We start from the raw sequence: 24,824 nt of genomic DNA, 5'->3' as shown, positions 1-24,824 counted from the left end.
TCGCGTGCTCCGCTTATGTTTTCTGATCATGCACGCGAATGCGCACGGCGCTATTTGCGCGTTTGCCCCGGCAAGCCGATCACGCGCCCCGCGTATCGCGGCGCGGGCAGCGCCGCTTGCGCATCGACGAGCGCGCGCACACGCGCTTCGACATCGCTGTCGAACACGGCGGAACGCGGCCCGCTGGTATCGACATGCAGCAGCATCTGCTCGCCCGCCGCGACGGCTTCAGCGCCATCCTCCGCGAACATTTCGAGGTACAGGTGCATGCGCTTGGCGTCGTGCGCGAGCACCCGCATCTCGACGCGTACCCGGACGCCTTCCTTGATCTCGTGCAGATAGTGGATGTGCGCTTCGAGCGTATAGATCGAGCGGCCCCGCGCCTTGCGCGCCGTGTCGTCGAGGCCGATCTGGTCGATCAGCGCATCGGTGGCGAAACTGAAAATCAGCATATAGAACGCGTCGCGCAGATGGCCGTTGTAGTCGACCCACTCGGCGCGCACGACATCGTGATACACAGGCAATTCCGCGTGTCGCGGCATGGCGAATGTCTCCATCGCTTTGAATGAGGTACTGCACGCGCGGGACATCTGTTTCGATGCCCGCAAACGCACAGATATTACTCGACCTTATTCGTCGGCACGCAAGCCATGGCGCGCTTTGGTTTCCGCAATCGCGGTCAGCACGTTGGTGATGCATTCGTCGCGGTAGCGTTCGAGTTGCTTGATCGAACGTGGACCCACCTGCTCCGCCGTCCCGTGGACCACGCGATCGATCAACTGATCCGTCAGCTTCGGCGCGACGAGTTTCGTCCACGGCAATTCCAGCGCAGGCCCGAATTGCTGCATGAAATGCCGCATGCCTGCGTCGCCGCCCGCGAGCGTATAGGTGAGGAACGTTCCCATGAACGACCAGCGGATGCCTGCGCCGAAGCGGATGGCATCGTCGATTTCGCCCGTCGTCGCGACGCCTTCGTCGACGAGATGCAGTGCCTCGCGCCACAGCGCTTCGAGCAGACGGTCGGCGATAAAGCCGGGCACTTCCTTGCGCACATGCAGCGGCCGCATGCCGAGCGCGCGATAGATGCTCATGGCGGCGTCGATAGTCGAAGGCGCGGTCTGCTCGCCTCCCAGTACTTCGACAAGCGGCAACAGATACACAGGGTTGAACGGATGCCCGACAATGCAGCGCCCGGGATGCAACGCGCGTGCATAGAAATCAGTCGGCAGCAGGCCCGAGGTCGACGACGCGATGATCGCATCGGGCTTCGCCGCGCGACTGATCTGTTCGTGCAACGCAAGCTTTAATTCCTCGCGCTCGGGCGCGCTTTCCTGAATGAAGTCGGCGTCCGCGACGCACGCTTCGATCGTCTTCACGAATCGCAGACGCTCCTGTGAAGCACCCGCCGCGAGTCCGACGCGTTCGAGCGCGGGCCAGGCATTCGCGACGTTGTCGCGCAACTGCTTCTCGGCGCCCGGCGCCGGGTCCCACGCGATGACGTCGAGCCCATGCGCGAGCGCGCGCGCCACCCAGCCGCTGCCGATCACGCCTGCGCCGATTGCTGCAAAAGTCTTGATGTCCGTAATCACTGCCATTGCCGATGATCCTCTGGAATGATTCAAAGCGTTATGCAAACTGTTCCGCGGCGCGCTTTTCGAGCAACCGTTCGCCGCGTGCGGGCAAACCGAGTTTCTTGCGGCCTTCCGCCGGTGTCAGCGCGCGGCCGCCAAGCCTTTCGATGATTTCAACGGCGCGCGTGACCAGCGAGCCATTGCTCGCAGGCACGCCCTTGTCGAGCCAGATGTTGTCTTCGAGACCCACACGCACGTGACCGCCGAGCAACATCGCCTGCGCGACCATCGGCATCTGCATCCGTCCGATACCGAAGCCCGCCCATTGCGCGCCAGTCGGCAGGTTGTCGACCATGGCCTTCATCGTCGTCGTATCGGCGGGCGCGCCCCAGGGAATGCCGAGGCACAACTGAAACAGCGGCGGCGCATCGAGCAGCCCTTCTTTCAGCAACTGATTGGCGAACCAAAGATGGCCCGTATCGAAGATCTCCAGTTCCGGCTTGACGCCGAGTTCCTGAATGCGCTTTGCGCCCGCCCGCAATTGAGCCGGCGTCGAGACATAGATATAGTCGCCGTCGCCGAAATTGAGCGTGCCGCAATCGAGCGTGCAGATCTCCGGCAACAGTTCTTCGACATGCGCAAGCCGCGTCAACCCGCCAACGAGATCCGTGCCCGCGCCGAAGCGCATCGGATCTTCGCCGGCACCGATTTCCAGGTCGCCGCCCATGCCCGCCGTCAGATTGATGATGACGTCCGTATCCGCAGAACGAATGCGGTCGACGACCTCGCGATACAGATTCGGATCGCGGCTGCCTCGTCCTGTTTTCGGATCGCGTACATGGCAATGCGCGACGGTTGCGCCTGCTTTTGCGGCTTCGATCGCGGCATCGGCGATCTGTTTGGGCGTGATGGGAATAGCGGGATGCCTGCCGACGGTATCGCCTGCACCCGTGACAGCGCAGGTCACGATCACTTCATGGTTCATACGTGCAATTCCTGTTGACTGTGGGACCTGAATGGCCTTAATGGAAAAGTACTTCCCGTATTCGAATATCGAAGCTCAAAGACCGAGATAAGATTTCACGGCCGGCAAGCCGTCCTTGCCGTCATACGTCTTGACGCCTGCAAGCCATTCGTCGAGTACTTGCGGATTCTTTTTCAAATACGCTTTGGCGGCTTCAGCAGGCTTCTCTTTGTTCATGACCGACTGCATCACGACGTTCTCGAGTTGCGTGGTAAAGCGCAGATTGCTCACGAGCTTTCCCGCATTCGGACAGCGCGTCAAAAAGTCCGGTGAGGTCAGCGTATAGACGCGCGCTTCGCCATCGTTCGGACCGAATACGCCTTCGCTTCCACTCAAGTACTTCATATCGATCTGAATGTTCATCGGATGCGGCTGCCAGCCGAGGAAGACCACCCATTTCTTCTCGCGCACCGCGCGGTCGACTGTCACGAGCATGCCCGCCTCGCTCGATTCGATCAGCTTGAATCCGCCCAGACCGAACTGATTGGTCGCGATCATCTTCTGGATGGCGGCATTCGCGCTGCTGCCCGGCTCGATGCCATAGATCTTTCCGTCGAGTTCCGCGCGATGCTTCGCGATATCGGCAAACGTCTTCAGTCCCGCGTCGTATTCGTAAGTGGGCACGGCGAATGTTGCCTTCGCGCCCGTCAGATTGGGCGGCTGCAACACGTTGATCGACTTCGCGTCGACGAACGGCGCAATCGCTTTTTCCTGCACGGGCCACCAGTAGCCGAGCGACACGTCGAGCTGCTTGCTCTTCAATCCCGCAAACGAGATCGGCACGGAGGCCACCGTGGTCACCGGTTGATAACCCAGCCCTTCGAATACAGTCGACGCAAGCGCCGTTGTCGACGTGATGTCGGTCCAGCCGATATCCGCGAAATGAACGGCGCGGCAGCTCGGCGGGTCCTGCGCGAGCGCGGGCAGCGACACTGCCGCCAGAAGGCCGGCAAGACATGCGGAAACGGCTTTGATGATCAACTTCATGACGATCCCCTTCGACACAGCTCGTAATGTTCTGGAACGCCCGCATGGCGGGCGGCGAGTAAGACGACCCTGGAAAGACGCGACGTGCATTAAAGGTACAAATCCATATTCCGGCAAAATCGACTATCAGCGACCCGTTCTTGCTTGCGCGCGACCATGAGGGAAAACCAGCATGCGTGGTCGCGATTGGTGCACCGCGCCATACGAGCATGGATTTTTGTCGGCTTGCCGCATTGCATGCTGCTTGCTACGCTCGCCGGATTCGACGAATCCGGCCAACCTGACATCCAGAACATCGAGCGATGCCCGAAGACATTTCGTTCCTGCTGCTGCCGGGCTTTTCGGCGATCGGTTTCATGTCGGCTATCGAGCCTTTGCGCGTCGCGAACCGCTTTCGCGAGAACCTGTACCGCTGGCATATCCTCAGCGTGGACGGCGCGCCCGTCGCCGCGAGCAATGGCATTTCGATGAATGCCGAAGCCGCATTCGGCGACGTCGATCACGCCAGAACGGTCTTTATCGTCGCGGGTTTCGATCCGCTCGCGTGCTACAGCCGCACGCTCGGCGACTGGCTCCGGCGCCTCGACCACGCGCATGCGACGCTCGGCGGCATCGATACGGGCGCATTCATTCTGGCCGAAGCGGGACTGCTGCGCACGACCGACAGCGTGACCTTGCATTGGGAAGCGCTCTCCGCGTTCCGCGAGCGCTACCCGTCGGTAAATGCGAGCGAAGAGCTATTCGAGATCGGTGCGCGGCGCATCACGTGCGCGGGCGGCACCGCATCCATCGACATGATGCTCGACCTGATCTCGCGCAGCCACGGCGCGGCGCTCGCCTCGTCGATCTCCGAACAATTCGTCGTGAGCCGCATTCGCCAGCGCTCCGATCATCAGCGCATGGAAATCGCCGCGCGTTACGGCGTGCATAACCGCAAGCTGATTCAGGTGATCGGCGTGATGGAACAGAACATGGAGGAACCGCTCGCGCCCGCCGATCTCGCACAGGAAATCGGCGTCACGCGCAGACAACTGGAGCGGCTTTTCTGTTCATCGTTAAAGGACACGCCAACGCATTTCTATCTGCAATTGAGGCTGGATCGCGCGCGTGAGTTGTTGAGGCAGACCGACATGTCGATTACGGCAATCTGCGTTGCGTGCGGATTCGAGTCGCCGTCGCACTTCTCGCGGACCTATCGCGCACGCTTCGGCACGAGTCCGCGCAGCGACCGGAGTCCACTGCGCCATACTGCTGGTGGCAATACCAATACGACACTCGAGACCGCTGTGCCTTGAATGCAGTGTCATGCGATTGACGTGCCTCGCCCGTTGCGAACAAGGCACATCAAATCAAACACGCATCAGAACGAATGCCGCATGCCGATACGCACATCGGCCTGTGTCGTCGTGGTGGACGGCGTAAAGCTGTAGCCGATCACCGCATCCACGCCGCTCGACGCCTTCAGATAATCCCCTGAAATATAGACGTCCGTGCGCTTGGACAGCAGATAATGCGCGCCGAGCGAGCCCTGATTCCAGTGATGCCCTTCGAAGTTCGTGTACTGATAGCCGCCGATCACGCTGAACGCCGGCGTCACCTGCCAGCTCGCGCCGCCTTCCCCCACCTTCATGTGCGACGTGACGCCCAGACCTTTGATCGTCGTGTAGCTGAAGTTGCCCATCAGCGTCACGTTGCCGATCGCATAGCTCGAGCCGATGCCGAAGGTGCCCTGCTTGTCGACAGGAAACGGGTTGCTCGAAAACAAATCTGTTCTCGCGCCGGTCGCCGGATCGACGGTCACGGTTTGCTGGCCAAGGAACGTGTGCACGCCGATCATCGCGTACGGATCGAAGGCGTAAATGCCGTGCGGATTGTTAAGCTGGGTATAGGCCGTGCCGACTGTGAACGGTCCATTCGCATAGTGCGCGCCGACGCTCCATGCGCTGTCCTGGTGGAAATCACCCGCAACGTTGCCGAACGAGTACATGCCGCCGAACATGAAGCCGGCGAATTCATTCGACAGGAACTTCACCGAGTTGGGCAGGCGGTCGCCATTGAAGCGGTCGAAGTCACCCTGGTGAATCGCGTAGCCGCTGCCCCACGCCGAAACGTTGTACAGGTACACCATCTCTTCCGTCATATCTAGCTGATTGCCGAACGACAGCGTGCCCCACTGGTTCTTCAGCCCCACATAAGCCTGGCGTCCGAACAACGCGCTGCCGAAGCCGAGTTGTCCATTGCCGAGGTGAAAGCCGCTTTCGAGCACGAACACCGCCTGCAAGCCACCGCCAAGGTCTTCCGTGCCTTTGACGCCGAAGCGGTTGCCGTATGAGATGCCGTCGTCGAACTTCACGACGTGCGAGCCGCCCGTATTGTTGACCCAGGTAATGCCCGCGTCGACGATCCCATACAACGTGACACTGCTCTGCGCGTGACTCGCGTTCGGTATTCCAGCGAGCGCGAGCGCAACGCCTGTCAGTGCTGCGGCATTCAGCTTTTTCATTGTGTCGTTCTCTCTTGCCTGACTTTGAGGGGGATAGGGATGCGAAGGTGACTTCGCGGCTTGTGCAATTCGCACGACGATGAATGCACAGTACAAATCCATTTTTCAGGCAACTCGACCAAACACGACGTACTTTGGTCTGTTAGCGACACACGCAACAAAAGAAACGCACGTGCCGCATAAGAAAAGCGCGCGATCCATTGCGGAACCGCGCGCCATTCAACAGTACCGACAATGCCACTTCAATGCATACCGAGCTGCGCCTGCACTGCCTGCAATCCATCGCTGCCATTCGTGGTCGTCACACCTTTGAGCCATGTATTTAACAAAGCGGGATTACCTTTCAGCGCATTCGACGCCGCGGTATTGATATCCACCTTGTTTTGCAGCACATTCGTGATGATCTGATTTTCCAGATCGACATTGAATGTCAATTGCTGAAAGAGCCTGGCGAGATTCGTGCATTGCCCGGCAAAGCCCGCGCGCGTCACCGTATTCACCGTCGCGCCGCCGTAGTTCGGGCCGAAATACGCGTCACCGCCCGACAGATAGGTCAAATGGAATTTCGTGTTCATCAGATGCGGCTCCCACGCGAGAAACACGATCCATTGCTTGTCCCGCACTGCACGCTCGACTTGCGTCAGCATGCCCGTTTCACTCGACTCGACGATCTTCCAGTCGCCGAGCCCGAATGCCTTGTCGGAAATCATCTTCTTGATGTTCTGATTGGCGGGCGCACCCGGCTCGATGCCATAGATCTTTCCGTTGAACTGGTCGGCATGCTTGACGAGATCGGCGAATGAATGCACGCCCGCAGCGGCGACATAGTCGGGAACAGCAAGCGTGAACTTCGCATTGGTCAGATTTGCATGCAACACGTCGATCGACCGTTCATCGACGAACGGTTTGACTAGCGGACCTTGCGCGGGCATCCAGTTGCCGAGAAACACGTCGATTTGCCCTTTTTTCAGACCTTGATACGTGATCGGCACCGACAGATTCGACACGTTTTGCTGATAACCGAGTGCCTTCAGCAGCACGCCCGTGACTGCATTGGTCGCGTCGATATCCGTCCAGCCGGGGTCGGCCATGCGGACCTGCGTGCAGCTTTGCGGCTCTGCCGCATGCGACGATCCCGTCAACGCGATGCCGCATGCAGCGAGCATCAACGCGGCCTTTGCAAGCGAACTTCTCCAGCGTGTGTTCATCGTGGACTCCCGTCTTGAAGTTTTATCTCTCTTGCCTGTCATTTGTCGCTGCCGACGCGCGGATAACGCGCCATCGCTTCGAGCGTATCGAGTTCGATGTGGTTACGCATATAGCGCTGGCTTGCATCGTTGAACGGTTGCCAGTCCCATGAGCGGATCGTGCCTTGCGTGGTCGCTTCGAAGTGAAAACGTCGGCGGCGCTGGCTCGCGAGTACCGCTTGATGCAATGCGGGAATGTCCCAGCGCTGCGCGATCTCCTTGCGAAATGTGTCGACGCGCGCAGCCGCCTTCGGATCTTGCGCGAGGTTCACGCGCTCCTGTGGATCGTCCGCAAGATCGTAAAGCTGATCGGGATCGACGGGCGTATGGATGAACTTGTATTTGCCACGCCGGATCATCACCATCGGCGCAATCGCGCCCTCCGCAAAGTACTCGGCAATCGCTTCGTCGTGCCCGCCGTCGTCGTGCAGATGCGGGACGAGGCTCTGCCCATCCACGGAGTCGGGCCATTCCGTGCGCCGGGTGCCTGTTGCCATTTCGACGAGCGTCGGCAGAAGGTCGACGTGCGAGACGGATGCAGTCACACGATGCGCGCGATAGTGCTTCGGCGCATGCACGATCAGCGGCACGCGCACGCCGCCTTCAAAGCACGTCATCTTGTACCAGAGCCCGCGTTCGCCGAGCATTTCGCCGTGATCCGACGTGACGATGACGATGGTGTCGTCGGCCAGGCCTGTTGCCTTCAGCGTGTCGAGGATCGCGCCGAATTGTGCATCGACATACGAGAGTGCACCGTAGTAGGCGTGCCGCGCGTCGCGGATCTGCTGTTCGGTCGGCGGCGTGAGGTCCGCTTCGTAGACATCGCGCAAACGCTTCGAATGCGGATCGCTCCCTTCGCGCGTCAATGTCACGCGCGGCATGTCGATCTGCTCATCGCGGTACAGATCCCAGTATTGCTGCGGAATCGCGTAAGGATCATGCGGATGCGTGAGCGACGCGACGAGGCAAAACGGCCTCGCATCCGCGCCCGCCGCGCGCTCGCGCACGATGTCGTAGAGCTTCTGCCGCGTCGTGTAGGTGACTTCGTCATCGAAATCGAGCTGGTTGGTGCGCACACACGGGCCCGCGTCGAGCACGGAACTCATGTTGTGGTACCAGCTAGGCCGCACATCCGGACGTTCCCAATCCGGCACCCAGCCGAAATCTGCCGGGTAGATGTCGGTGGTCAGGCGCTCTTCGAAGCCGTGCAACTGGTCGGGACCGCAGAAATGCATCTTGCCCGAGAGTATCGTCCGATAGCCCGCCGCGCGCAGATAGTGCGCGAACGTCAGCGTTTGCGCGGGCAATTCGGCGGCATTATCGTAAGCACCGATAGCGGCGGGCAATTTGCCCGCCATCATCGAAAAGCGTGCCGGGGCGCACAGCGGGCTCGCGCAGTACGCGGAGTCGAACACGACGCCTTCTTTCGCCAGCGCATCGATGCGCGGCGTCAGCGAGATCTGATTGCCATACGCGCGCAGCGCGAACGGCGTCATCTGGTCCGCCATCAGGATAACGATATTCTGCTTTGTATTAAGGCTCATGGGCGGGGCGGATTAGAATCGTAGGGTTACGCATCGACGTGCGGCGCTTGCAGTGCAACGAGCGCCACCTGCACGTCACTATTGCCGCTCATTAAACCGTTGTGAAGGCGGCGTGCGCTTATCGGCCCATAAGGGGATGTTATGCCGGGACCAGACCGTCTTCCGCCGATGCAGACCTTGTCGGCCTTCGAATCGGCCGCGCGCCTCGCGAGCTTCACGGCCGCCGCGCGCGAGCTCGGCTCGACGCAGCCCGCCGTGAGCCAGCGCATCGTACAGCTCGAGGAAGACCTCGGCGCGCCCCTGTTCGAGCGCGGCCATCGCGGCGTGACGCTCACGCCCGAAGGCGCGTTGCTCTATGAAGCCGTGCGCAGCGGCCTCGACACGATCCGCGAGGCAACATCCGATATCCGCGCGCGACGCGCCACAGGCGCATTGACGATCCTCACCGACGCCGGCTTCGCCACTTATTGGCTGATGCCGCGCCTGGCACGACTCAAGGCGTCGATGCCCGGCGTCAACGTGAAGATCGTCACGTCGCAACTCGGCTACGATCCGCACCGCGATCATGCGGATATCGCTATCGCGTTCGGCGACGGCCATTGGCCGCCCTGCACGTCCACGCGACTTTTCGCCGAAGCCGTGACGCCCATCTGCTCGCCCGCGTTCCGCGATCTTCACGCATCCGTGAGCGTTGCCGCCGATCTCGCCGCACTGCCGCTACTGCACGTGCAGCCCACCGACCCCGAACGCTGGCTCGCCTGGAACACATGGTTCGCCGCGCAGGGTCTGCAGGCGCCGGAAGACAGCCAGGGAATGATGTTCAACAGTTATTCGCTCGTGGTGCAGGCCGCGCTGATGGGCCAGGGCGTCGCGCTCGGCTGGACGCCACTGACGGACGAACTCATCGCATCCGGCCTGCTCGTGCGCCTGCTCGACACACCCGTCACCACCGAGCGCGGCTACTACCTCGTCTGCCCGCCCGCGCGCCCCGCGCCGGCCGCCGTGCCGCTGTTCCGGCGCTGGGTCTTCAACGAACTGATCGACATCGGCGAGCACGTGCACGCCTGACGTTCCGATACCACGAGCACGGCGCATCGGTTCTATGCGCGCGCAAATTGGGCTGATTTACTTGATCATCCCGCTTGCCGCGCCGCGCTGCGCCGCAGGTTCAATGGCACGGCCATGCGGGAATCCCATATCGAATCAAAGAGGACCCGCATGCCCACCACCGATCGCCCGCATCAGTTCGCGCTGACCCTTTCCTGCCCGAGCGCCGCCGGCCAGGTCGCTGCCGTCGTCGGTTTTCTCGATCGGCACCACTGCTATATCGACGAACTCACGGTGTTCGACGACGACATCAGCGAGCGCTTTTTCGTGCGCTGCGTGTTTCATGGCGTGGCGAGCGCGCCCGAGGCAGCGCTGCACATCGATACGTTGCGGCGCGAGTTCCACCCCATCGCCGCCGACTTCGATATGCAGTGGGCGATGCACGACCTCGATACGCGTCCCAAAGTACTGATCATGGTGTCGAAGCTCGAGCATTGCCTCGCCGACCTGCTGTTCCGCTGGCGTATGGGCGAACTGAAAGTGGAAATCGCCGGGATTGCATCGAATCATCCCGACTTCGAGCCGCTTGCCGTGCAGCATGGTTTGCCGTTCCATCATCTGCCTGTGACGCCTGAAACGAAGCATCAACAGGAAGCGCAAATTCTCGACCTGTTCGAATCGAGCGGCGCGGAGCTGATGATTCTCGCGCGCTACATGCAGATTCTGTCCGACGAAACGAGCCGCAAGCTCGCAGGCCGCGCGATCAATATCCATCACTCGTTCCTGCCCGGCTTCAAGGGCGCGCGGCCTTATCATCAGGCGCACGCACGCGGCGTCAAGCTGATCGGCGCGACGGCGCACTTCGTCACCGACGATCTCGACGAAGGCCCGATCATCGAGCAGGAAGTGCAGCGCGTCGACCATTCGTATGGACCCGAGCGCCTGCTGGCCGTGGGCCGCGACGTCGAATGCATCACGCTGGCGCGCGCGGTGAAGGCATTCGTCGAACGGCGAGTGTTCATCAATGGCGACAGAACCGTCGTGCTTTAAAAGCAAAAGCCGCCGCGCTGCATGGCAGACGCGGCGGCGGCATCAGTCAACGGCCATCAAAGAAACGGCTTCGCCAGATAGTGCGAGAACCATACGACGAACACGGCTAGCAGCAACGCCCCATACGGCAGCAAACCACGCAGTCCAGCGGGCCGCAATCCGCCTTTCCACTCCATATCCTGTTGCATGCGTGCCGGGAAACGCCCTCGATCCTGCACGTAATGGCGGAACATGAACACGGGCACGATCAGCAGCATCGCGATCAGGCCATTGCGCATCGTTCCCACACCCTGCATGTCCGCGCCCGCGCCGATGAACGCGAGATCCAGATAGCCGCACAGCGCGCCCGCGGCCAGCAGCCATGCCGGGCAACGGAACGGTCGGTCCGCATCCGCGCGATCCAGCCGGTGAATCCAGCCCGATTGCAGATTCAGGAACACGAAGATCATGTAGCAGACGTTCGAAATCGACAGCACCGTCATGTAGTCCGACATCAGCAGCAGGATCAGATTGAAGCCGAGGTCGGTCCACATCGCGCGCGTCGGCGAGCCGTGCTCGTTGACGTGCGCCAGATACTTCGGCAACCAGCCGTCGACGGATGCCTGATACAGCGTGCGCGACGAGCCCATCATCGAAGTCATCACGATCAGCAGAATGGTCAGCATCAGCATGACGACGACCACGTCGAACACGAGCGCGCCGCCGCCGACCATATGCGCCATGGCGGCTGCCACGCCCGTGCCGTCGGCGATCTTTGGATCGAGCATGCCCTTCGTGCCCAATACGCCCTGAAACGCGAGCGGCACCAGCGTCATCACGACCAGACACGCCATGCCTGACCAGAAGATGGCTTTCACCGTGTCGCTGCGTGGATCGCGGAACTCGCGCGTGTAGCAGACGGCCGTCTCGAAGCCGTACGCGGCCCAGCCCGCCATGAACATCGCGCCGAACGCCATCGTGATGCCCGCGCCATTCCACGAGCCGAACGTCGATGCCGTCACGTTGCCTTGCGCATCGTGTCCGAGCGGCAGCAGCGGCCATAGATGCGCCGCAGGCACATCGCCCGTCACGAACGGCACGATACCGACGATCAGCAACGGCGCAAGCGATGCTATGCCGAGAATGCGCTGCGTCTTCGCGGCTTTCGACGCGCCGCTATGCTGCAACTTGAATGTGATCAGCAAAAAGATCGCCGCGATGATGAACGTCGCGTTGATGCGCAGCGAAAGCCCTTGCTTGATGAAGCTGAGATCGACCAGTGTCAGGCGCCAGGTGTTGATCGCGGCATCGGGCGCATAGAGACTGGAGAGCGCGTAATTGGCGGCGAGACCCGTGCCCAATGCGAGCATCGGCGACCAGGCGAGCCAGTTGCACCATACGGAAACAGGCGCGATCGTCTTGCTGTAGCGCACCCAGGCCATCGCGCCGTACACGGACGCGCCGCCCGACTTGTGCGGGAAAAGCCCTGAAATTTCGGCGTAGGTCGCGCTTTGAATCAGGCCCATCAGGATCGCCGCGACCCATATGGCCCACGCGGGTTGACCGATCGTCGCCGACACGCCGCCGATCGTAAACAGCACGCCGCCGGGTACACCGCTCGTCACCCAGAATGCGTCTTTCCAGGTCAGCCCGCGTTGCAGCGAGTGACCTTCATGCGTGGCGCCGTCCGTAGCGCCTTCGATACTGCGGGTACGCAGTCTTGCCTGATCCATCCAGAGTCTCCATCTGTAGTAAGAAGGAGCCTGCGCGCTGGCTGGAACACGAACAACCGAAACATACATCGGCGATGCCGATACGCGCGCAGCGCATCGGCATCACCACAAAACGCTCGTCAGAACGCGTTAAGAAGGACGGTCATTGTGCTCCGCCTACCCAGCTGTTCACGCGGTCGCCGTGTGCGGCTATCCACGATCCGGCTGCGTCGGCAGGCTTGGCGCCGTTCTCCGTCGCCAGCATGACGCTGTCGATTTCGCCCGGCTTCCATTGAAATTTCTTCAGAAACGCGACTACTTGCGGTGCCTTGGTATCGAGGCCCGGATTGATGACGCTATCCACGTGCTCGGATTCGCCGTACACCTTCTTCGGGTCTTCGAGGAACTTCAGCTTCCACTTGGCAAACATCCAGTGCGGGATCCAGCCTGTGACGATCACAGGTTTATTGGCATTCATCGAGCGCGCGAGTTCCGCGGTCATTGCGCTGCCCGAACTCGGCATCAGCTGATAGTCGAGGTTGTAGGCCTTGATTGCATCCGAGGTTTTCTTCATCACGCCTGCGCCGGCGTCGATACCGACGATGCGTCCGCCGAAGTCGGCCTTATGCGCCTGCAGGTCGGCGATGCTCTTTTCCGGCACGTCGGCGGGGACGATCAGGCCGATCTTTGCGTCATTAAAGTTGGCGCCCAGGTCTTGCACCTTGCCCTTGAACTGATCCCAGTACGCGCCGTGCGTGACGGGCAGCCACGCCGAGAGCGTCGCGTCCAGGTCGCCGCGCGCTACGCCCTGCCACATGATGCCTGCCGCGACGGGCACGAGTTGCACCGGGTAGCCGAGGCGTTTTTCGATGATCTGTGCAGCAACGTTCGATGTCGCGACGCTGTCGTCCCAGCCTTCGACGTAGCCGATCTTGATCGTCGGTTTGGTGTCCGCTGCCGCGGTGCCTGTTCCGACTGCGCTCATTGCGGCGAGCAGCGCCCCGCATAACATCAGTTTTTTAAGGTGCTTCATGGTCGATCTCCTTGTGGCCGCTTGCCGCGGTGTGGCTTTAGAATCGCTAACCAGAATGCATGAGGTGGTCGGGTTTGCGACGTTTACTTGTCTGTATGCGACGCATGGTTTTGGGTTTTTGTTTTTGTCTGCGACGCTGGGTGGTTTTTATGGTTTTGTTCTGGCATCCGTGATTCGTTATCTGGTTTCACGCAGCGCCGTTCGGTACTTTTGTCTTTGCGCTGGCATTCGCGTGTTGCGGTGGCATCCGCGTTTTGCGCTGGCATTCGCGTTTTGCGCTGGCATTCGCGTTTTGCCTTCGTGCTTCAAGCGTCGCCCCTGTGCGGGGCGGCACCTACTTTTCTTTGCCGCCGCAAAGAAAAGTAGGCAAAAGAAAGCGGCTAACACCGCCAACATTTCTTCCCGCCTGAGGGCCCCCACAGGGTCTTACACTTCACACGGTAATCACGTCATTCATGCTCGTTGCCAACGCTCTCGCAATGCGCCCCACCCACTCCGCACACCCAAACTACAGCATGCCGTGCCAGATGATCCATCGCCGCCCAGGTGGCAAACTGTGTGTAGGCCCCAAGTGCTTCACACGCCCCACTTCGGACGAATAGCGCATGCGTCCCACCTTGTAAGAGCGCTAACGTGTACGACGCGACAACCTACACACAGTTTGCCACCTGGGCGGCATAGACCATTCGCTGCCGCTGGCTCAAGTACGGGTATTCGAAGCGGGTGAAGCGTTCATTAGAGCGTTGGCAGCTAATATCAAATCGGCGCATTGCCGCGTGAAGCGTAAGAACCTGTGGGGGCCCTCAGGCAAATACTAGAACTGGCGGTGTGAGCCGCTTTCTTTTGCCTACTTTTCTTTGCGGCGGCAAAGAAAAGTAGGTGCCGCCCCGCACAGGGGCAACGCTAGCGAACCAATAACATCACGCGGATGCCAGTGAAAGAGCAATCCGCGGATGCCAGCGAAAAGCAAAGCGGACCACCCAACGTCACAGACAAAACCAAAATCACTTGTCCACCACGAGATCACTCAAAGGCTTACTACAGCACAACAACACCATCCCCTGATCGATCTCCCGCTGCCGAATTCCACCGTTATGCTTCATATCGACCTGCCCGGAAACAAGCTTCACCTTGCAGGTGCCGCACATCCCTTGTGTACATGAAGCAGCCAGACGAACTCCGGCCTGACGGGCCGCATCCAGAACATGCTGCGAGGAACCGCATTCAATCGACCGGTTGCTGCGCGAAAAGCTCACCGAGAACATTTGCGCGCCATTTGCAGCACCATTAGCCTTCTCTTCGGCCTCAAGCACTTCCGCCGCAACCGCAGGCTCATTCTCGATCAACGTCTCGAACGAAAAACTCTCTTCGTGATACTGCTTGCGATCAAACCCAGCCTCATCAAGCAGATTCCGCACAGCCTGCATATAAGGCGCCGGACCGCAGGTAAAGATCTCGCGCTCCATAAAATCCGGCGCAATCAGCTTCAGCAGCGGCAGCGTCAAGAACCCGGTAACACCCGGCCAGTTAGTGCGACTCCCAACCCGCTCACAAACAAACGAAGTCCTGAAATTCACCTGATTAGAAGCAATCAGATCAAGCTCCCGCGAGAAAATAATATCGTCGGGCGTGCGAGCGCTATGCACAAACACGATATCGCGATCCTCGCTCAACTCGTGATGCGCGCGGCTCATCGACATCAACGGCGTAATGCCAGATCCCGCCGACAAAAACAGATACTTCCGCGCCGGATGGCGAGCACACGTAAACTCGCCCGCGGGTCCCAGCACGCGCACGCGCGCACCCGCCTGCAGGTTGTCGTGCAGCCAGTTCGACACCTTGCCGCCCGGCACACGCTTCACCGTGATCGAAATCGTATGCGGCCGCGTCGGCGACGACGAGATCGTGTAGCAGCGATTGATCGTCTCGCCGTCGATCTCCAGCTCCAGCGTGATGAACTGCCCCGGCTCGAACACGAACGCACGGCCTTCCGGCGAACGGAAGAAAAAACTCTTCACGTCGTGCGTTTCCTGACGAACCTGGCAGCAAACCAGCGTCTCCTCGACATCGCTCGTCCAGCGCGCCGGCAACGCACTCCAGAATTCGGGCTTCGTCACGCGGCTTTCGACGGGTCCGAAGGTTGCTGCATCGCGCATCATTGCTTGCTCCACTTGCCGCCAGGCATCCGGTTGGTTTTATCTGCAGCCGGCCTTAAACGGCCTTGATGTTGATCGTGCGTTGCTCCGCCACCGGGCTCTCGACATGCGCGGCCAAACGCTGCACATACCAGTCGCTGAACTTCTCGACCAGCCCTTCCGTGTACGGCGAATACGGACCCGGCTCGTACGCGCTGCTCGACGCGCCGCGCTGCGAAAACTCGACGAGCGCGCGGTCCTGGTCGTTGGTCGCGTTCCACACGGCCGTGAGATTGGCCACGTCGTAATCAACGCCTTCCACCGCGTCCTTGTGGACGAGCCACTTCGTGCGCACCAGCGTTTCGCCCGCCGACAGCGGAATCACCGAGAACGTCACGATGTGATCGCTCATGAAGTGATGCCACGAATTCGGCTGCGTCCAGAACGACAGCCCGCCCAGGTCGGCCTGCTCGAATTCGCCGAGCAACTTCTTCGATGCGACCTTCGCGTCGAGTGTCTGCGACTCGCCGCTGCGATCCAGCGGCAAACGCTGCGTGCGAAAACCCGTCACATCCGACAGCCGGTCGATTTCGACCGAAGGCAGGTCCATCTCTTCCCACTGCTTCGCGCGCTCGATGCAGGTGCGCTCGAATGCATCCATGCCTTCCGCGTTCGCCGGCGAACGCTGATAGCCGAAGCCGTATTCATAGAGCGAAATGGTCAGCTCGGGATGGTTCGCGACGCAGTGGTAGCACTCGCGGTTGTTCTCCATCGTGAGCTTCCAGTTGCCTTTCTCGATGATGTCGATCTGCGCGGCAATCTTGCAGTTCGGCAGATCGTGCGGCAGCAGATACGGCTCCATTGCGGCGCGCATCACGGCGAAATCGACGGGCGGCTTTTCCGCGAGGCACACGAAAATCAGCCCGGCGAGATTCTCGACATGCACGCTCTTCAGGCTGTGCTTGCAGCGGTCGAACTTCTCGCCCATGTGCTCGGCGAACATCAGGTCGCCCGACAGGTTGTACGTCCAGCTGTGATACGGGCACACGATATTGCCGACGGAGCCCTTCTCCTCGTTGCAAAGGCGTGCGCCGCGATGGCGGCACACATTGTGGAATGCGCGCACCTGCATATCGTCGTCGCGCACGATCAGGATCGAATCGTTGCCCAGTTCGACGGTCACGTAATCGCCCGGCTCCGGAACGTCCGGCTCGACGGCGACCTGAATCCAGTGTTGACGGAAAATCGCGTCCATATCGAGCGCGAAAACGTCTTCGCTCAGATAAAACGGTGCTTCGAGGCTGTAACCCTTCTTGCGCCGGTCCACCAGCGCGCGAATGTCTGCCGATACTTTCATGTGTGCTCCGGGTTCCGAGGCCGTGTGGGTGCGGCGCAAAATCAGTATTCGATGAGTTGATGCTCGCGCAAATAATCGAGTATCACTTGTGCTTTTTCGACCGAAGTCCCTTCAATTACGACGCTGCCGCCGCGGCTTTCCGTGGTGGTCGCGGACAGCATGCGGGCATGGCCCGTGCGCTTCTCGGCGGCGGCCAGCCGGACCGGCTTGCGCGTGACGGGCGCGAGCGTCCATTGCGCTGCTTCCGCATCGGCGCCCGCCTCCACGCGCTGCGGCGCGATCGCGCCGGCGCGCAGCCGCGCATACGCATAGCGCGGCGTCACGGTCGCGAGCGGATGCACGGCGACGACGGCGGGCAGCGCGACCTCGACGCGGCGGCGCACGCCCTTCGGCAAGAATTGCCGCACCGTCGCGCGCCCGCCTGCAATCGACACCTCGACGGCCGTGCCGACGAGCGGGACTTGCAGCGCGTCCGCGAGCCGGTAAGGCAGCATGCCGCTGTCGAACGCGCCTTCGGCACAGGTGCCCGTCAGCACGAGGTCATAGCCTTTGAGCCGGGCCGCGAGCAGGCTGACGGCATCGCCGTTGTCCGCGCAGGTCAGCACTTCGACCCGCTCGGCGCCGAGCGCCAGATACTCTTCGAGTGCGGGATTACCCGGATCGCCCGCATGCAGCACGTCGAGTCGCGCGGCGTGCTGGCTCGACAGTTGACGGCCGATTTCCAGCGCGGCGGCATCATTGCGGCTATAGCGCGCGACGCCGCTGACAGGATGCTTGCCGACCGACACGAGCACCGCGATTTTTTCGAGCTTGCCGTTCATGCGGCGACTCCTTCGACGATCTGCTTTACAACAGGCGCGGCAGCCGCGCCACGACCCGAACGCGCCCGGTCGATCTCGTCGATCAGCGACGCGATGGTCGCCTGCGTATCGCCGATGATCGTCAGGTTCGCGCGCTTGACGATGGGTGCGCTGCCGTCCAGATTCACCGCGATCACGTGGCGGCAATCCTTGATGCCCTGCAAGTGCTGCACCGCGCCCGAAATGCCGAACGCGATATAGACGCTCGCCTCGACGGTCTTGCCCGTCGCGCCGATCTGCTTGTCGCGCGTGAACATGCCGTTGTCGACGGCGACACGGCTCGCGCCGATTGCCGCGCCGAACGTGCTGGCGAGCTTCTCGAACGCGGCGACATCCGTTACGCCGTTGCCCGCCGACACGATGAAGTCCGCCTCTTCCAGCGCGACCTGCGCGGCGTCGATTTCCTCGATGCCCAGATCACGGTATGCGCCGCTCGACGTCTCCTTCGTTTGTGCGAACGCCGTGAGTTCAAGCCGCTCGCCAGCGCCGATAAATGGCAGCCGCGTATCGACTGCGCCTGCCGCAAGCAGAATCACGTCGGGCAGCGTGCGCGTCGCGTAGGCCTTCTTTGCTTGCGCATACGTCGACACCTGCTTCGAATCGATCTGCACCACATGCGTCGCGACGCTTGCGCCCGCGAGTGCCGCGTAACGCCGGCCAAGATCGCCGTCGCCCGTTGCGTTGTCGGGCATGAAAATGTGCGCGGGCGCGAGTTGCGCGACGCACGCCGCGACGGCTTGCACTTCGCTTTCGGGCGCAAACGTGCGGCGATCGAACGACGGCAACTCGATCACCTTGTCCGCACCGAGCGCGGCGGCGTCGTCTTTCAGTTCTCCGAGCACCAGCAACGCGACTTGCGTCGCCGCGTCCGCGATCAGTGCGGCGGCGGCCAGTGCCTGACGCGCATGATCGTCGAGACCGCCGCGGTCGCTGTGCGCAACGACGAGCAGCGTGTGTTGCGGCGCCTGCGTCGTGCGCAGCGTCTTGATTGCGGCATGGCCATGCGCGCCCGCATGCAGCGCGTGATCATTCGATGCGCCCGCGACATGCTCCGCGCCCAGCGTGATGCGTTTCAGTCCTGCCGCCGTGATGACGAAGGGCCGGCGCGGATCGATACGTTTGATTGTCGTATTCATCGTTCACTCCAGCGCCGCAGCAACGAGTTCAGCCACATCGAGCACCTCGGGACGCGGACCGACCACGCCTTCGAGCATCGCCGTGCAGTTCGGGCAACCTACCGCGACCACGTCCGCGCCGATCGAACGCGCATCGGCGATGCGGATATCGGGAATGCGCTGCTTGCCGGGGATATCCGTCAGCGGCGCACCGCCGCCACCGCCGCAGCAACGGCCGCGCTTGCCATGCCGTTCCATCTCGACGACCTTGATGCCGATCGTCTTCAGCAACTGGCGCGGGGCTTCCGTTTCGCCGTTGTAGCGGCCCAGATAGCAGGGATCGTGATACGTGATCGTCTTGTCGTTGAGCGCAGCAACCGCTTTCGGCGACACCTTGCCGCTCGCGACGAGTTCCGCGAGGAACGTCGTGTGATGCAGCACTTCATAGCGGCCGCCGAGCGCGCGATACTCATTGCGCAGGCTGTGCATCACGTGCGGATCGGCGGTGACGATGCGCTTGAAATCGAGCGTCGCCAACGTGCCCATCATCTGTTTCGCCATGCGCTGGAACGTGGCTTCGTCACCGAGACGGCGCGCGACATCGCCCGTATCCGTTTCTTCGCCGCCCAGCACCGCGTAGTTGACGCCCGCCTTGTTCAGCACCTTGACGAGCGAGCGCAGCGTGCGCTGATAGCGCATGTCGAACGCGCCTTCGCCGGCGACGAGCAGCACATCGATCGCCTTGCCCGGCTGCGCGACAGGCGAGCTGAGATCGACCGACCAGTCGTAGCGCGCCGCCTTGTCATAGCCGCCCATCGTGCCCGTTTCGCGCAGATTGGCGAGCACTTCGGGGCCCTTGCCCGGTACCGTGCCGTGCACGAGTGTCTGGTTGCGGCGCATGTCGACGATCGCGTCCACGTGCTCGATCAGCATCGGGCATTCGTGCACGCAGGCACGGCAGGTCGTGCACGACCACACCGTGTCGGCTTCGATCAGGCTCGAAATGATGGGACGCTGCGGCTCGCCGCCATGCTGGCCGACCTGGATGCCGGGCGTCGGGCTGCCCGCATAGGCCGCATCCGTGCCGCCGACCATGCCCGTCACGAGGTCCTGAATCAGCTTCTTCGGATTGAGCGGCTGGCCTGCCGCAAACGCGGGACATGCCGCTTCGCACTTGCCGCATTGCACGCATGCATCGAAGCTCAGCAACTGGTTCCAGCGAAACTCGACCGGCTTGCCGACGCCGTATTCGTTCTGTTCGAGCGCGGGTGCTTTGAGCGCGGTCGGCGGAACAGCCGCTTCACGACGCACGTCGCCTTGCGCCGCAAAGCGCTCCTGACGCGGATGAAACGCAAGGTGCAGGAGGCCGGCCAGCGCATGCTTCATCGGACCGCCGCGCGCCGCGCCGAACGTCATCGCGAATGCGCCTGCCGCAATCAGCAGCGCGAAGATGATCGCGAGACCACCCGACATCGCCGACGCCGGCAACAGCGTGTACAGCAGCAGACCGAGCGAGAACGAGCCGAGCAGCCAGGGCAGCGTATTCCACGGACCGCGCGACAGACGTGCGGGCACATCCTTCGCGTGACGCCGGCGCCATACGAACACGGCGCCCACCAGCATGATCAGCGCAGCCAGAAAGATCAGCCGGTCGAGCCACGGCGAATAGATCGCGAGACCGTAGTTGATGAAGACGAGCGCGAACGCGGCGATGGCGCCGCCCGCCGTCGCAACGTGGGTCTTCGCGATGTACGGATCGCGCGCGACGACGTGATGCAGATCGACGAAGTAGCGCTTCGGGATGGTCAGCAGATTGGTCCAGCCGAATGCACCGGCTGCCGTTGCCCGTCCGAGACGCCAGTAAGCCGCCCGTTTTGCGACCGCGAACGCAAGGCCGGCGACCGAGACCCACAACAACGCGGTGATGAGAAACGCCGGGCTCATCGTCAGAAGTCCTTGCAGAGACGCAGCGCGTCGTAGATCGCGCCGTGGATGTTATGCATCGAGATGCAGTCGCCGACACGGAACAGCAGGAAGCGTCCGTTGCCGAGTTCTTCCGAAAGCGACGGCTGCGGTTCCGCTGCAAAGAGCTTGTGCACGTCCACCTGCCCGCGATTCACCGACTCGGGCTTGAGCTTCCAGTACAACGCGTCGTTCGGCGTGCTGCCGTTTTCGATGATGACCTGATCGACGGCGCGCTCTTCCTGCTCTTCCGTGTACTCGTTGCGGATCACGGCAATCTTCCTGCCGTCTTCCTCGTATACACGGTCGAGCCAGTAGTTCGGCGTGTGGATCACACCTTGCGCGTACAGACGTCGATAGAAAATCGGGAACGTGGTGCCGCCGACATCGTCGGCCACTTTCACGTCCGGCGTGACGATCTCGACCTTCGAGCCGCGGCTCGAAATGAAGTCGGCCACGCCCGCGCCTGCATGCGTGCTCACGCCGTCATAGACGAGCACGTTCTGCTTCGGCTCGACCTTGCCCGACAGAATGTCCCACGAACTCACGGCGAGACCTTCTTCGACGCCCCATGCAGGCACTTGCTGCGTGAAGCTCGTGCCGCCCGTGGCGAGCACGATGATGTCGGGCTTCTCGGCGAGAATCATCTTCTCGTCGGCTTCGACGCCCAGACGCCGATCGACGCCGAGACGCTTCGTTTCCATGTCGAACCAGCGCACGATGCCCGCCATCTGCTCGCGTTGCGGCGCTTTCGCGGCCAGCATGATCTGGCCACCGACAGCATCGCTCTTTTCGAACAGCACGACGTCGTGACCGCGCGAACGCGCAACGCGCGCCGCCTCCAGACCCGCCGGACCTGCGCCGACCACGACCACCTTGCGGCGCGGTCCGCGCGTTTTTTCGATCACATGCGGCATCGTCGCTTCACGCGAGGTCGCCGCGTTCTGCACGCACAGCACATCGAGGCCGTTGTACTGGCGGTCGATACAGTAGTTCGCGCCGACGCACTGCTTGATCTCGTCTTCGCGGCCATCGCGAATCTTGATGACCATATGCGGATCGGCGATCTGCGCGCGCGTCATGCCGACCAGGTCGACCATGCCGTTCGCGAGCAGACGCTCCGCTTGTCCAGCATCGCGGATGCTTTGCGCGTGCATCACGGGGAGCTTGACCACCGACTTGATGCCCGCTGCGAGATGCACGAACGGCTCGGGCGGCAGCGCCATCGGCGGCATGCAGTTGGCGAGCGTGTTGTGCGTGTCCGCGCCGGAACCGATCACGCCGATGTAATCGATCAGCCCTTTTTCCGCCATCGCCTGCGCGATTTCTTTCAGTTGCTCGTGATCGAGGCCATCTTCATGGAACTCGTCGCCGCACATGCGCAGGCCGACGCAGAAGTCCTTGCCGACTGCTTCGCGCACCGCCTGCAATACTTCGACGCCGAAGCGCAGACGGTTTTCGAGCGAGCCGCCCCATTCGTCGGTACGGAAGTTCGTGCGCGGGCTCCAGAACTGATCGATCAGATGCTGGTGCGCGGCCGAAATTTCGATGCCGTCCATGCCCGCGTCTTTCACGCGCTTCGCAGCCGCGGCGAAGTCGCTGATGATGCGGCGGATTTCTTCCACCTCGATGATCTTCGCGTTGCCGCGGTGCACGGGCTCGCGCACGCCGGAAGGCGTCATCAGATGCGGCCAGTGCTCGCCATGAAACGCCGAGCGGCGGCCCATGTGCGTCGCCTGAATCATGATCTTCGCGCCGTGGCGATGCATCGCTTCGGCGAGACGCGAGAGAGGATCGATGATCTTGTCCGTCGACAGATTGACGGACTTCCACCAGCCCTGCGGACTGTCGATCGACACCGGGCTCGACCCGCCGCACACGGCCAGGCCCACACCGCCCTTGGCCTTTTCCTCGTAATAGCGGATATAGCGATCGCCGGGCAGTCCGCCTGGTTCGGCATACACCTCGGCATGCGCGGTGCTGACAATGCGGTTGCGCAGCGTCAGCTGATTGAGCGTCAAGGGCTTGAACAGATTGGGGTAACGCATTGCGGGCGACCTCGGGCGGGTTCGATTCAGTCTGTTGTTTCAGTCACGCAGCGGCGCTGTGTTCAAAAGCGCCGCTGCGTGTCTGTACTTCTGTCATGCAGCAAGCGGGGATACTTCGAATACGCAGTGGTCGTGCTTGTGGTCGTGATGCTCGCCCGCGCACTGCGCTTCCTTCGACTGACTGCGCGGCGCCTTCTTGCCGCCTTCCGTCGTGTCGTTGACCCAGTCCATCGCGCCTGCGAACCAGCCAGCGAACATGTAGCAGAGCTTGCCGCTCTTCTCAGGCTGCTGCAGCACGAACGACGAATAGCGCAGTTCGATCTTCGCGTGCGCCGTCGCCGGGTCGGCTTCGATGATCTTGAACAGACCCCAGCCGCGTTGCGACAGACGGTTCAGGTAATGCTCGAACACGGCCATGCCGCTGATGCCGTGCTGCTTCGCTTCCTTGTCGCACCAGTAATACGCGGACTTGTAGCCGGCCTTGTAGAGAATCTCGGCATACGCTTCGACGCCGAGCGCTTCTTCGACGGCAGCGTGATTGTTCGTGAAGAAGTGACGCGGCACGTAGAGCATCGGCAGCGCGTCGGTGGTCCAGACACCCGTGTTCGGATCGACGTCGATGGGCAGTTGCGGTTGCATTGCAGGTTTCCTTCTCTCTCAGGTTTTCGCTTAGACGTTCCAGACTTCGCCGAACACGCGCAGCCAGTTCTCGCCCATCACTTTCTTGATGCGCGACTCGCTCCAGCCAGCTTTTTCCATCGCAGCCGTCAGGTTCGGGAACTCACCGATCGTACGGATGCCTTCGGGATTCACGACCTTGCCGAAGTTCGTCAGACGGCGATAGCGGCCCTTGTCGTGCGTGATCCAGTCGAAGAACTCGGTCGAGTAGCCTTGCGTGAAGTCGGTGCCGATGCCTACTTTGTCTTCGCCGATCACGTTGATCACGTAGTCGATCGCTTCGAGGTAGTCCTCGACGGTCGCATCCGGGCCGCGCTTGAGGAACGGTGCAAACATCGTCACGCCGACGAAGCCGTTCGCGTCGGCGATCTCTTTCAGTTGCTCGTCGCTCTTGTTGCGCGGATGCTCCTTGAGACCCGACGGGCAGCAGTGCGAATACGTAACGGGCTTCTTCGAGCAGGCGATCGCATCGGACGAGGTCTTTCCGCCGACGTGCGACAGATCGACCATGATGCCGACGCGGTTCATTTCCTGAATGACTTCGCGGCCATAACCCGAGAGACCGCCGTCCGGCTCATAGCAACCGGTGCCGACCAGGTTCTGCGTGTTGTAGCAAAGCTGCACCACGTTCACGCCGAGTTCCTTGAAGACTTCGATGTAGCCGAGGTTGTCCTCGAACGCGTACGAGTTCTGGAAGCCGAAGATGATGCCCGTCTTGTTCTCTTTCTTCGCGCGCAGAATGTCGTCCGTCGTGCGCACCAGCGTGAGAATCTCGCTGTACTCGCGGATCTGCTGCTTCATTTCCGCGATGTTGTCGATGGTCTTCTGGAAGTCTTCCCAAACCGAGACCGTGCAGTTGACCGCGGTGACGCCGCCCTTTCTCATGTCCTCGAACACCGAGCGGTCGAACTTCGAAATGTTCAGGCCGTCGATAATGATGCTGCTGTCGTGCAGGTTGCTCATCTTTGACTC

Annotated in this window: 20 protein-coding genes; 3 read left to right on the top strand and 17 right to left on the bottom strand. The window is 61.6% G+C overall.

Annotation, left to right across the window (positions count from 1 at the left end; all coding sequences use genetic code 11):
* Window positions 1-50 precede the first annotated feature (50 nt).
* From PPGU16_RS17605 to PPGU16_RS17590, 4 genes are all read right to left on the bottom strand, one after another.
* Window positions 51-542 carry a thioesterase family protein gene (locus tag PPGU16_RS17605; RefSeq protein ID WP_180723904.1) on the bottom strand — a complete coding sequence of 164 codons (492 nt, stop codon included), beginning with the start codon at window positions 540-542 and terminating at the stop codon, window positions 51-53.
* A gap of 87 nt (window positions 543-629) precedes the next feature.
* On the bottom strand, window positions 630-1,595 hold the full coding sequence (locus PPGU16_RS17600) for an L-carnitine dehydrogenase (protein WP_180723903.1): 966 nt from the start codon (window positions 1,593-1,595) through the stop codon (window positions 630-632).
* Between the two features lie 31 nt (window positions 1,596-1,626).
* Window positions 1,627-2,556 (bottom strand): 3-dehydrocarnitine:acetyl-CoA trimethylamine transferase CdhC, encoded by a 930-nt coding sequence (gene cdhC / locus PPGU16_RS17595; RefSeq protein WP_180723902.1) that lies wholly within the window; start codon window positions 2,554-2,556, stop codon window positions 1,627-1,629.
* 75 nt (window positions 2,557-2,631) lie between these two features.
* Window positions 2,632-3,582 carry a choline ABC transporter substrate-binding protein gene (locus tag PPGU16_RS17590; protein WP_405032836.1) on the bottom strand — a complete coding sequence of 317 codons (951 nt, stop codon included), beginning with the start codon at window positions 3,580-3,582 and terminating at the stop codon, window positions 2,632-2,634.
* Window positions 3,583-3,884: 302 nt separating this feature from the next.
* Here PPGU16_RS17590 and PPGU16_RS17585 point away from each other — a divergent pair, with 302 nt between their 5' ends.
* Window positions 3,885-4,877, top strand: coding sequence for a GlxA family transcriptional regulator (locus tag PPGU16_RS17585; RefSeq protein ID WP_180723901.1), 993 nt, complete (start codon window positions 3,885-3,887; stop codon window positions 4,875-4,877).
* Between the two features lie 65 nt (window positions 4,878-4,942).
* On the opposite strand, the gene PPGU16_RS17580 is transcribed toward PPGU16_RS17585, so the two are convergent.
* From PPGU16_RS17580 to betC, 3 genes are all read right to left on the bottom strand, one after another.
* Window positions 4,943-6,085, bottom strand: a complete 1,143-nt coding sequence (locus PPGU16_RS17580; protein WP_180723900.1) for a porin — start codon at window positions 6,083-6,085, stop codon at window positions 4,943-4,945.
* 242 nt (window positions 6,086-6,327) lie between these two features.
* The gene (locus PPGU16_RS17575; RefSeq protein WP_405032853.1) at window positions 6,328-7,251 is read right to left on the bottom strand and encodes a choline ABC transporter substrate-binding protein; all 924 of its coding nucleotides are present in this window, start codon (window positions 7,249-7,251) and stop codon (window positions 6,328-6,330) included.
* Window positions 7,252-7,331: 80 nt separating this feature from the next.
* Entirely contained in the window at window positions 7,332-8,876 is a 1,545-nt protein-coding gene (gene betC / locus PPGU16_RS17570; protein ID WP_180723898.1) for a choline-sulfatase, read from the bottom strand.
* Window positions 8,877-9,017: 141 nt separating this feature from the next.
* Between betC and PPGU16_RS17565 the strand changes: the two genes are divergently transcribed.
* On the top strand, window positions 9,018-9,944 hold the full coding sequence (locus PPGU16_RS17565; protein WP_180723897.1) for a choline sulfate utilization transcriptional regulator: 927 nt from the start codon (window positions 9,018-9,020) through the stop codon (window positions 9,942-9,944).
* 150 nt (window positions 9,945-10,094) lie between these two features.
* On the top strand, window positions 10,095-10,973 hold the full coding sequence (gene purU / locus PPGU16_RS17560) for a formyltetrahydrofolate deformylase (RefSeq protein WP_180723896.1): 879 nt from the start codon (window positions 10,095-10,097) through the stop codon (window positions 10,971-10,973).
* Window positions 10,974-11,029: 56 nt separating this feature from the next.
* On the opposite strand, the gene PPGU16_RS17555 is transcribed toward purU, so the two are convergent.
* The 10 genes from PPGU16_RS17555 to PPGU16_RS17510 form a co-directional block, all read right to left on the bottom strand.
* Entirely contained in the window at window positions 11,030-12,685 is a 1,656-nt protein-coding gene (locus tag PPGU16_RS17555; RefSeq protein WP_180723895.1) for a trimethylamine N-oxide permease, read from the bottom strand.
* Between the two features lie 142 nt (window positions 12,686-12,827).
* Window positions 12,828-13,697, bottom strand: a complete 870-nt coding sequence (locus tag PPGU16_RS17550; RefSeq protein ID WP_180723894.1) for a glycine betaine ABC transporter substrate-binding protein — start codon at window positions 13,695-13,697, stop codon at window positions 12,828-12,830.
* A gap of 1,004 nt (window positions 13,698-14,701) precedes the next feature.
* Window positions 14,702-15,856: an FAD-binding oxidoreductase gene (locus PPGU16_RS17545; RefSeq protein ID WP_180723893.1), complete on the bottom strand. Its 1,155-nt coding sequence runs from the start codon at window positions 15,854-15,856 to the stop codon at window positions 14,702-14,704.
* A 52-nt stretch (window positions 15,857-15,908) separates the two neighbouring features.
* The gene (locus PPGU16_RS17540) at window positions 15,909-17,189 is read right to left on the bottom strand and encodes an aromatic ring-hydroxylating oxygenase subunit alpha (RefSeq protein WP_180723892.1); all 1,281 of its coding nucleotides are present in this window, start codon (window positions 17,187-17,189) and stop codon (window positions 15,909-15,911) included.
* A gap of 41 nt (window positions 17,190-17,230) precedes the next feature.
* Entirely contained in the window at window positions 17,231-18,010 is a 780-nt protein-coding gene (locus PPGU16_RS17535; RefSeq protein ID WP_180723891.1) for an electron transfer flavoprotein subunit beta/FixA family protein, read from the bottom strand.
* Window positions 18,007-19,185 carry an electron transfer flavoprotein subunit alpha/FixB family protein gene (locus PPGU16_RS17530; RefSeq protein ID WP_180723890.1) on the bottom strand — a complete coding sequence of 393 codons (1,179 nt, stop codon included), beginning with the start codon at window positions 19,183-19,185 and terminating at the stop codon, window positions 18,007-18,009. Before PPGU16_RS17530 ends, PPGU16_RS17535 begins: the two co-directional genes overlap by 4 nt.
* Before the next feature lie 3 nt (window positions 19,186-19,188).
* Window positions 19,189-21,108 (bottom strand): (Fe-S)-binding protein, encoded by a 1,920-nt coding sequence (locus PPGU16_RS17525; protein ID WP_180723889.1) that lies wholly within the window; start codon window positions 21,106-21,108, stop codon window positions 19,189-19,191.
* Window positions 21,109-21,110: 2 nt separating this feature from the next.
* Window positions 21,111-23,174: an NADH:flavin oxidoreductase gene (locus PPGU16_RS17520; protein WP_180723888.1), complete on the bottom strand. Its 2,064-nt coding sequence runs from the start codon at window positions 23,172-23,174 to the stop codon at window positions 21,111-21,113.
* A 93-nt stretch (window positions 23,175-23,267) separates the two neighbouring features.
* Window positions 23,268-23,813 carry a DUF5943 domain-containing protein gene (locus PPGU16_RS17515; protein ID WP_042314027.1) on the bottom strand — a complete coding sequence of 182 codons (546 nt, stop codon included), beginning with the start codon at window positions 23,811-23,813 and terminating at the stop codon, window positions 23,268-23,270.
* 30 nt (window positions 23,814-23,843) lie between these two features.
* The gene (locus PPGU16_RS17510) at window positions 23,844-24,815 is read right to left on the bottom strand and encodes a dipeptidase (RefSeq protein ID WP_042314023.1); all 972 of its coding nucleotides are present in this window, start codon (window positions 24,813-24,815) and stop codon (window positions 23,844-23,846) included.
* Between the last annotated feature and the right edge of the window lie 9 nt (window positions 24,816-24,824).

This window comes from Paraburkholderia largidicola (genome assembly GCF_013426895.1).
Classification (GTDB): Bacteria; Pseudomonadota; Gammaproteobacteria; order Burkholderiales; family Burkholderiaceae; genus Paraburkholderia; species Paraburkholderia largidicola.
Note: the sequence above shows the minus strand (reverse complement) of the source record. Positions and strands in the feature narration are given on the sequence as shown.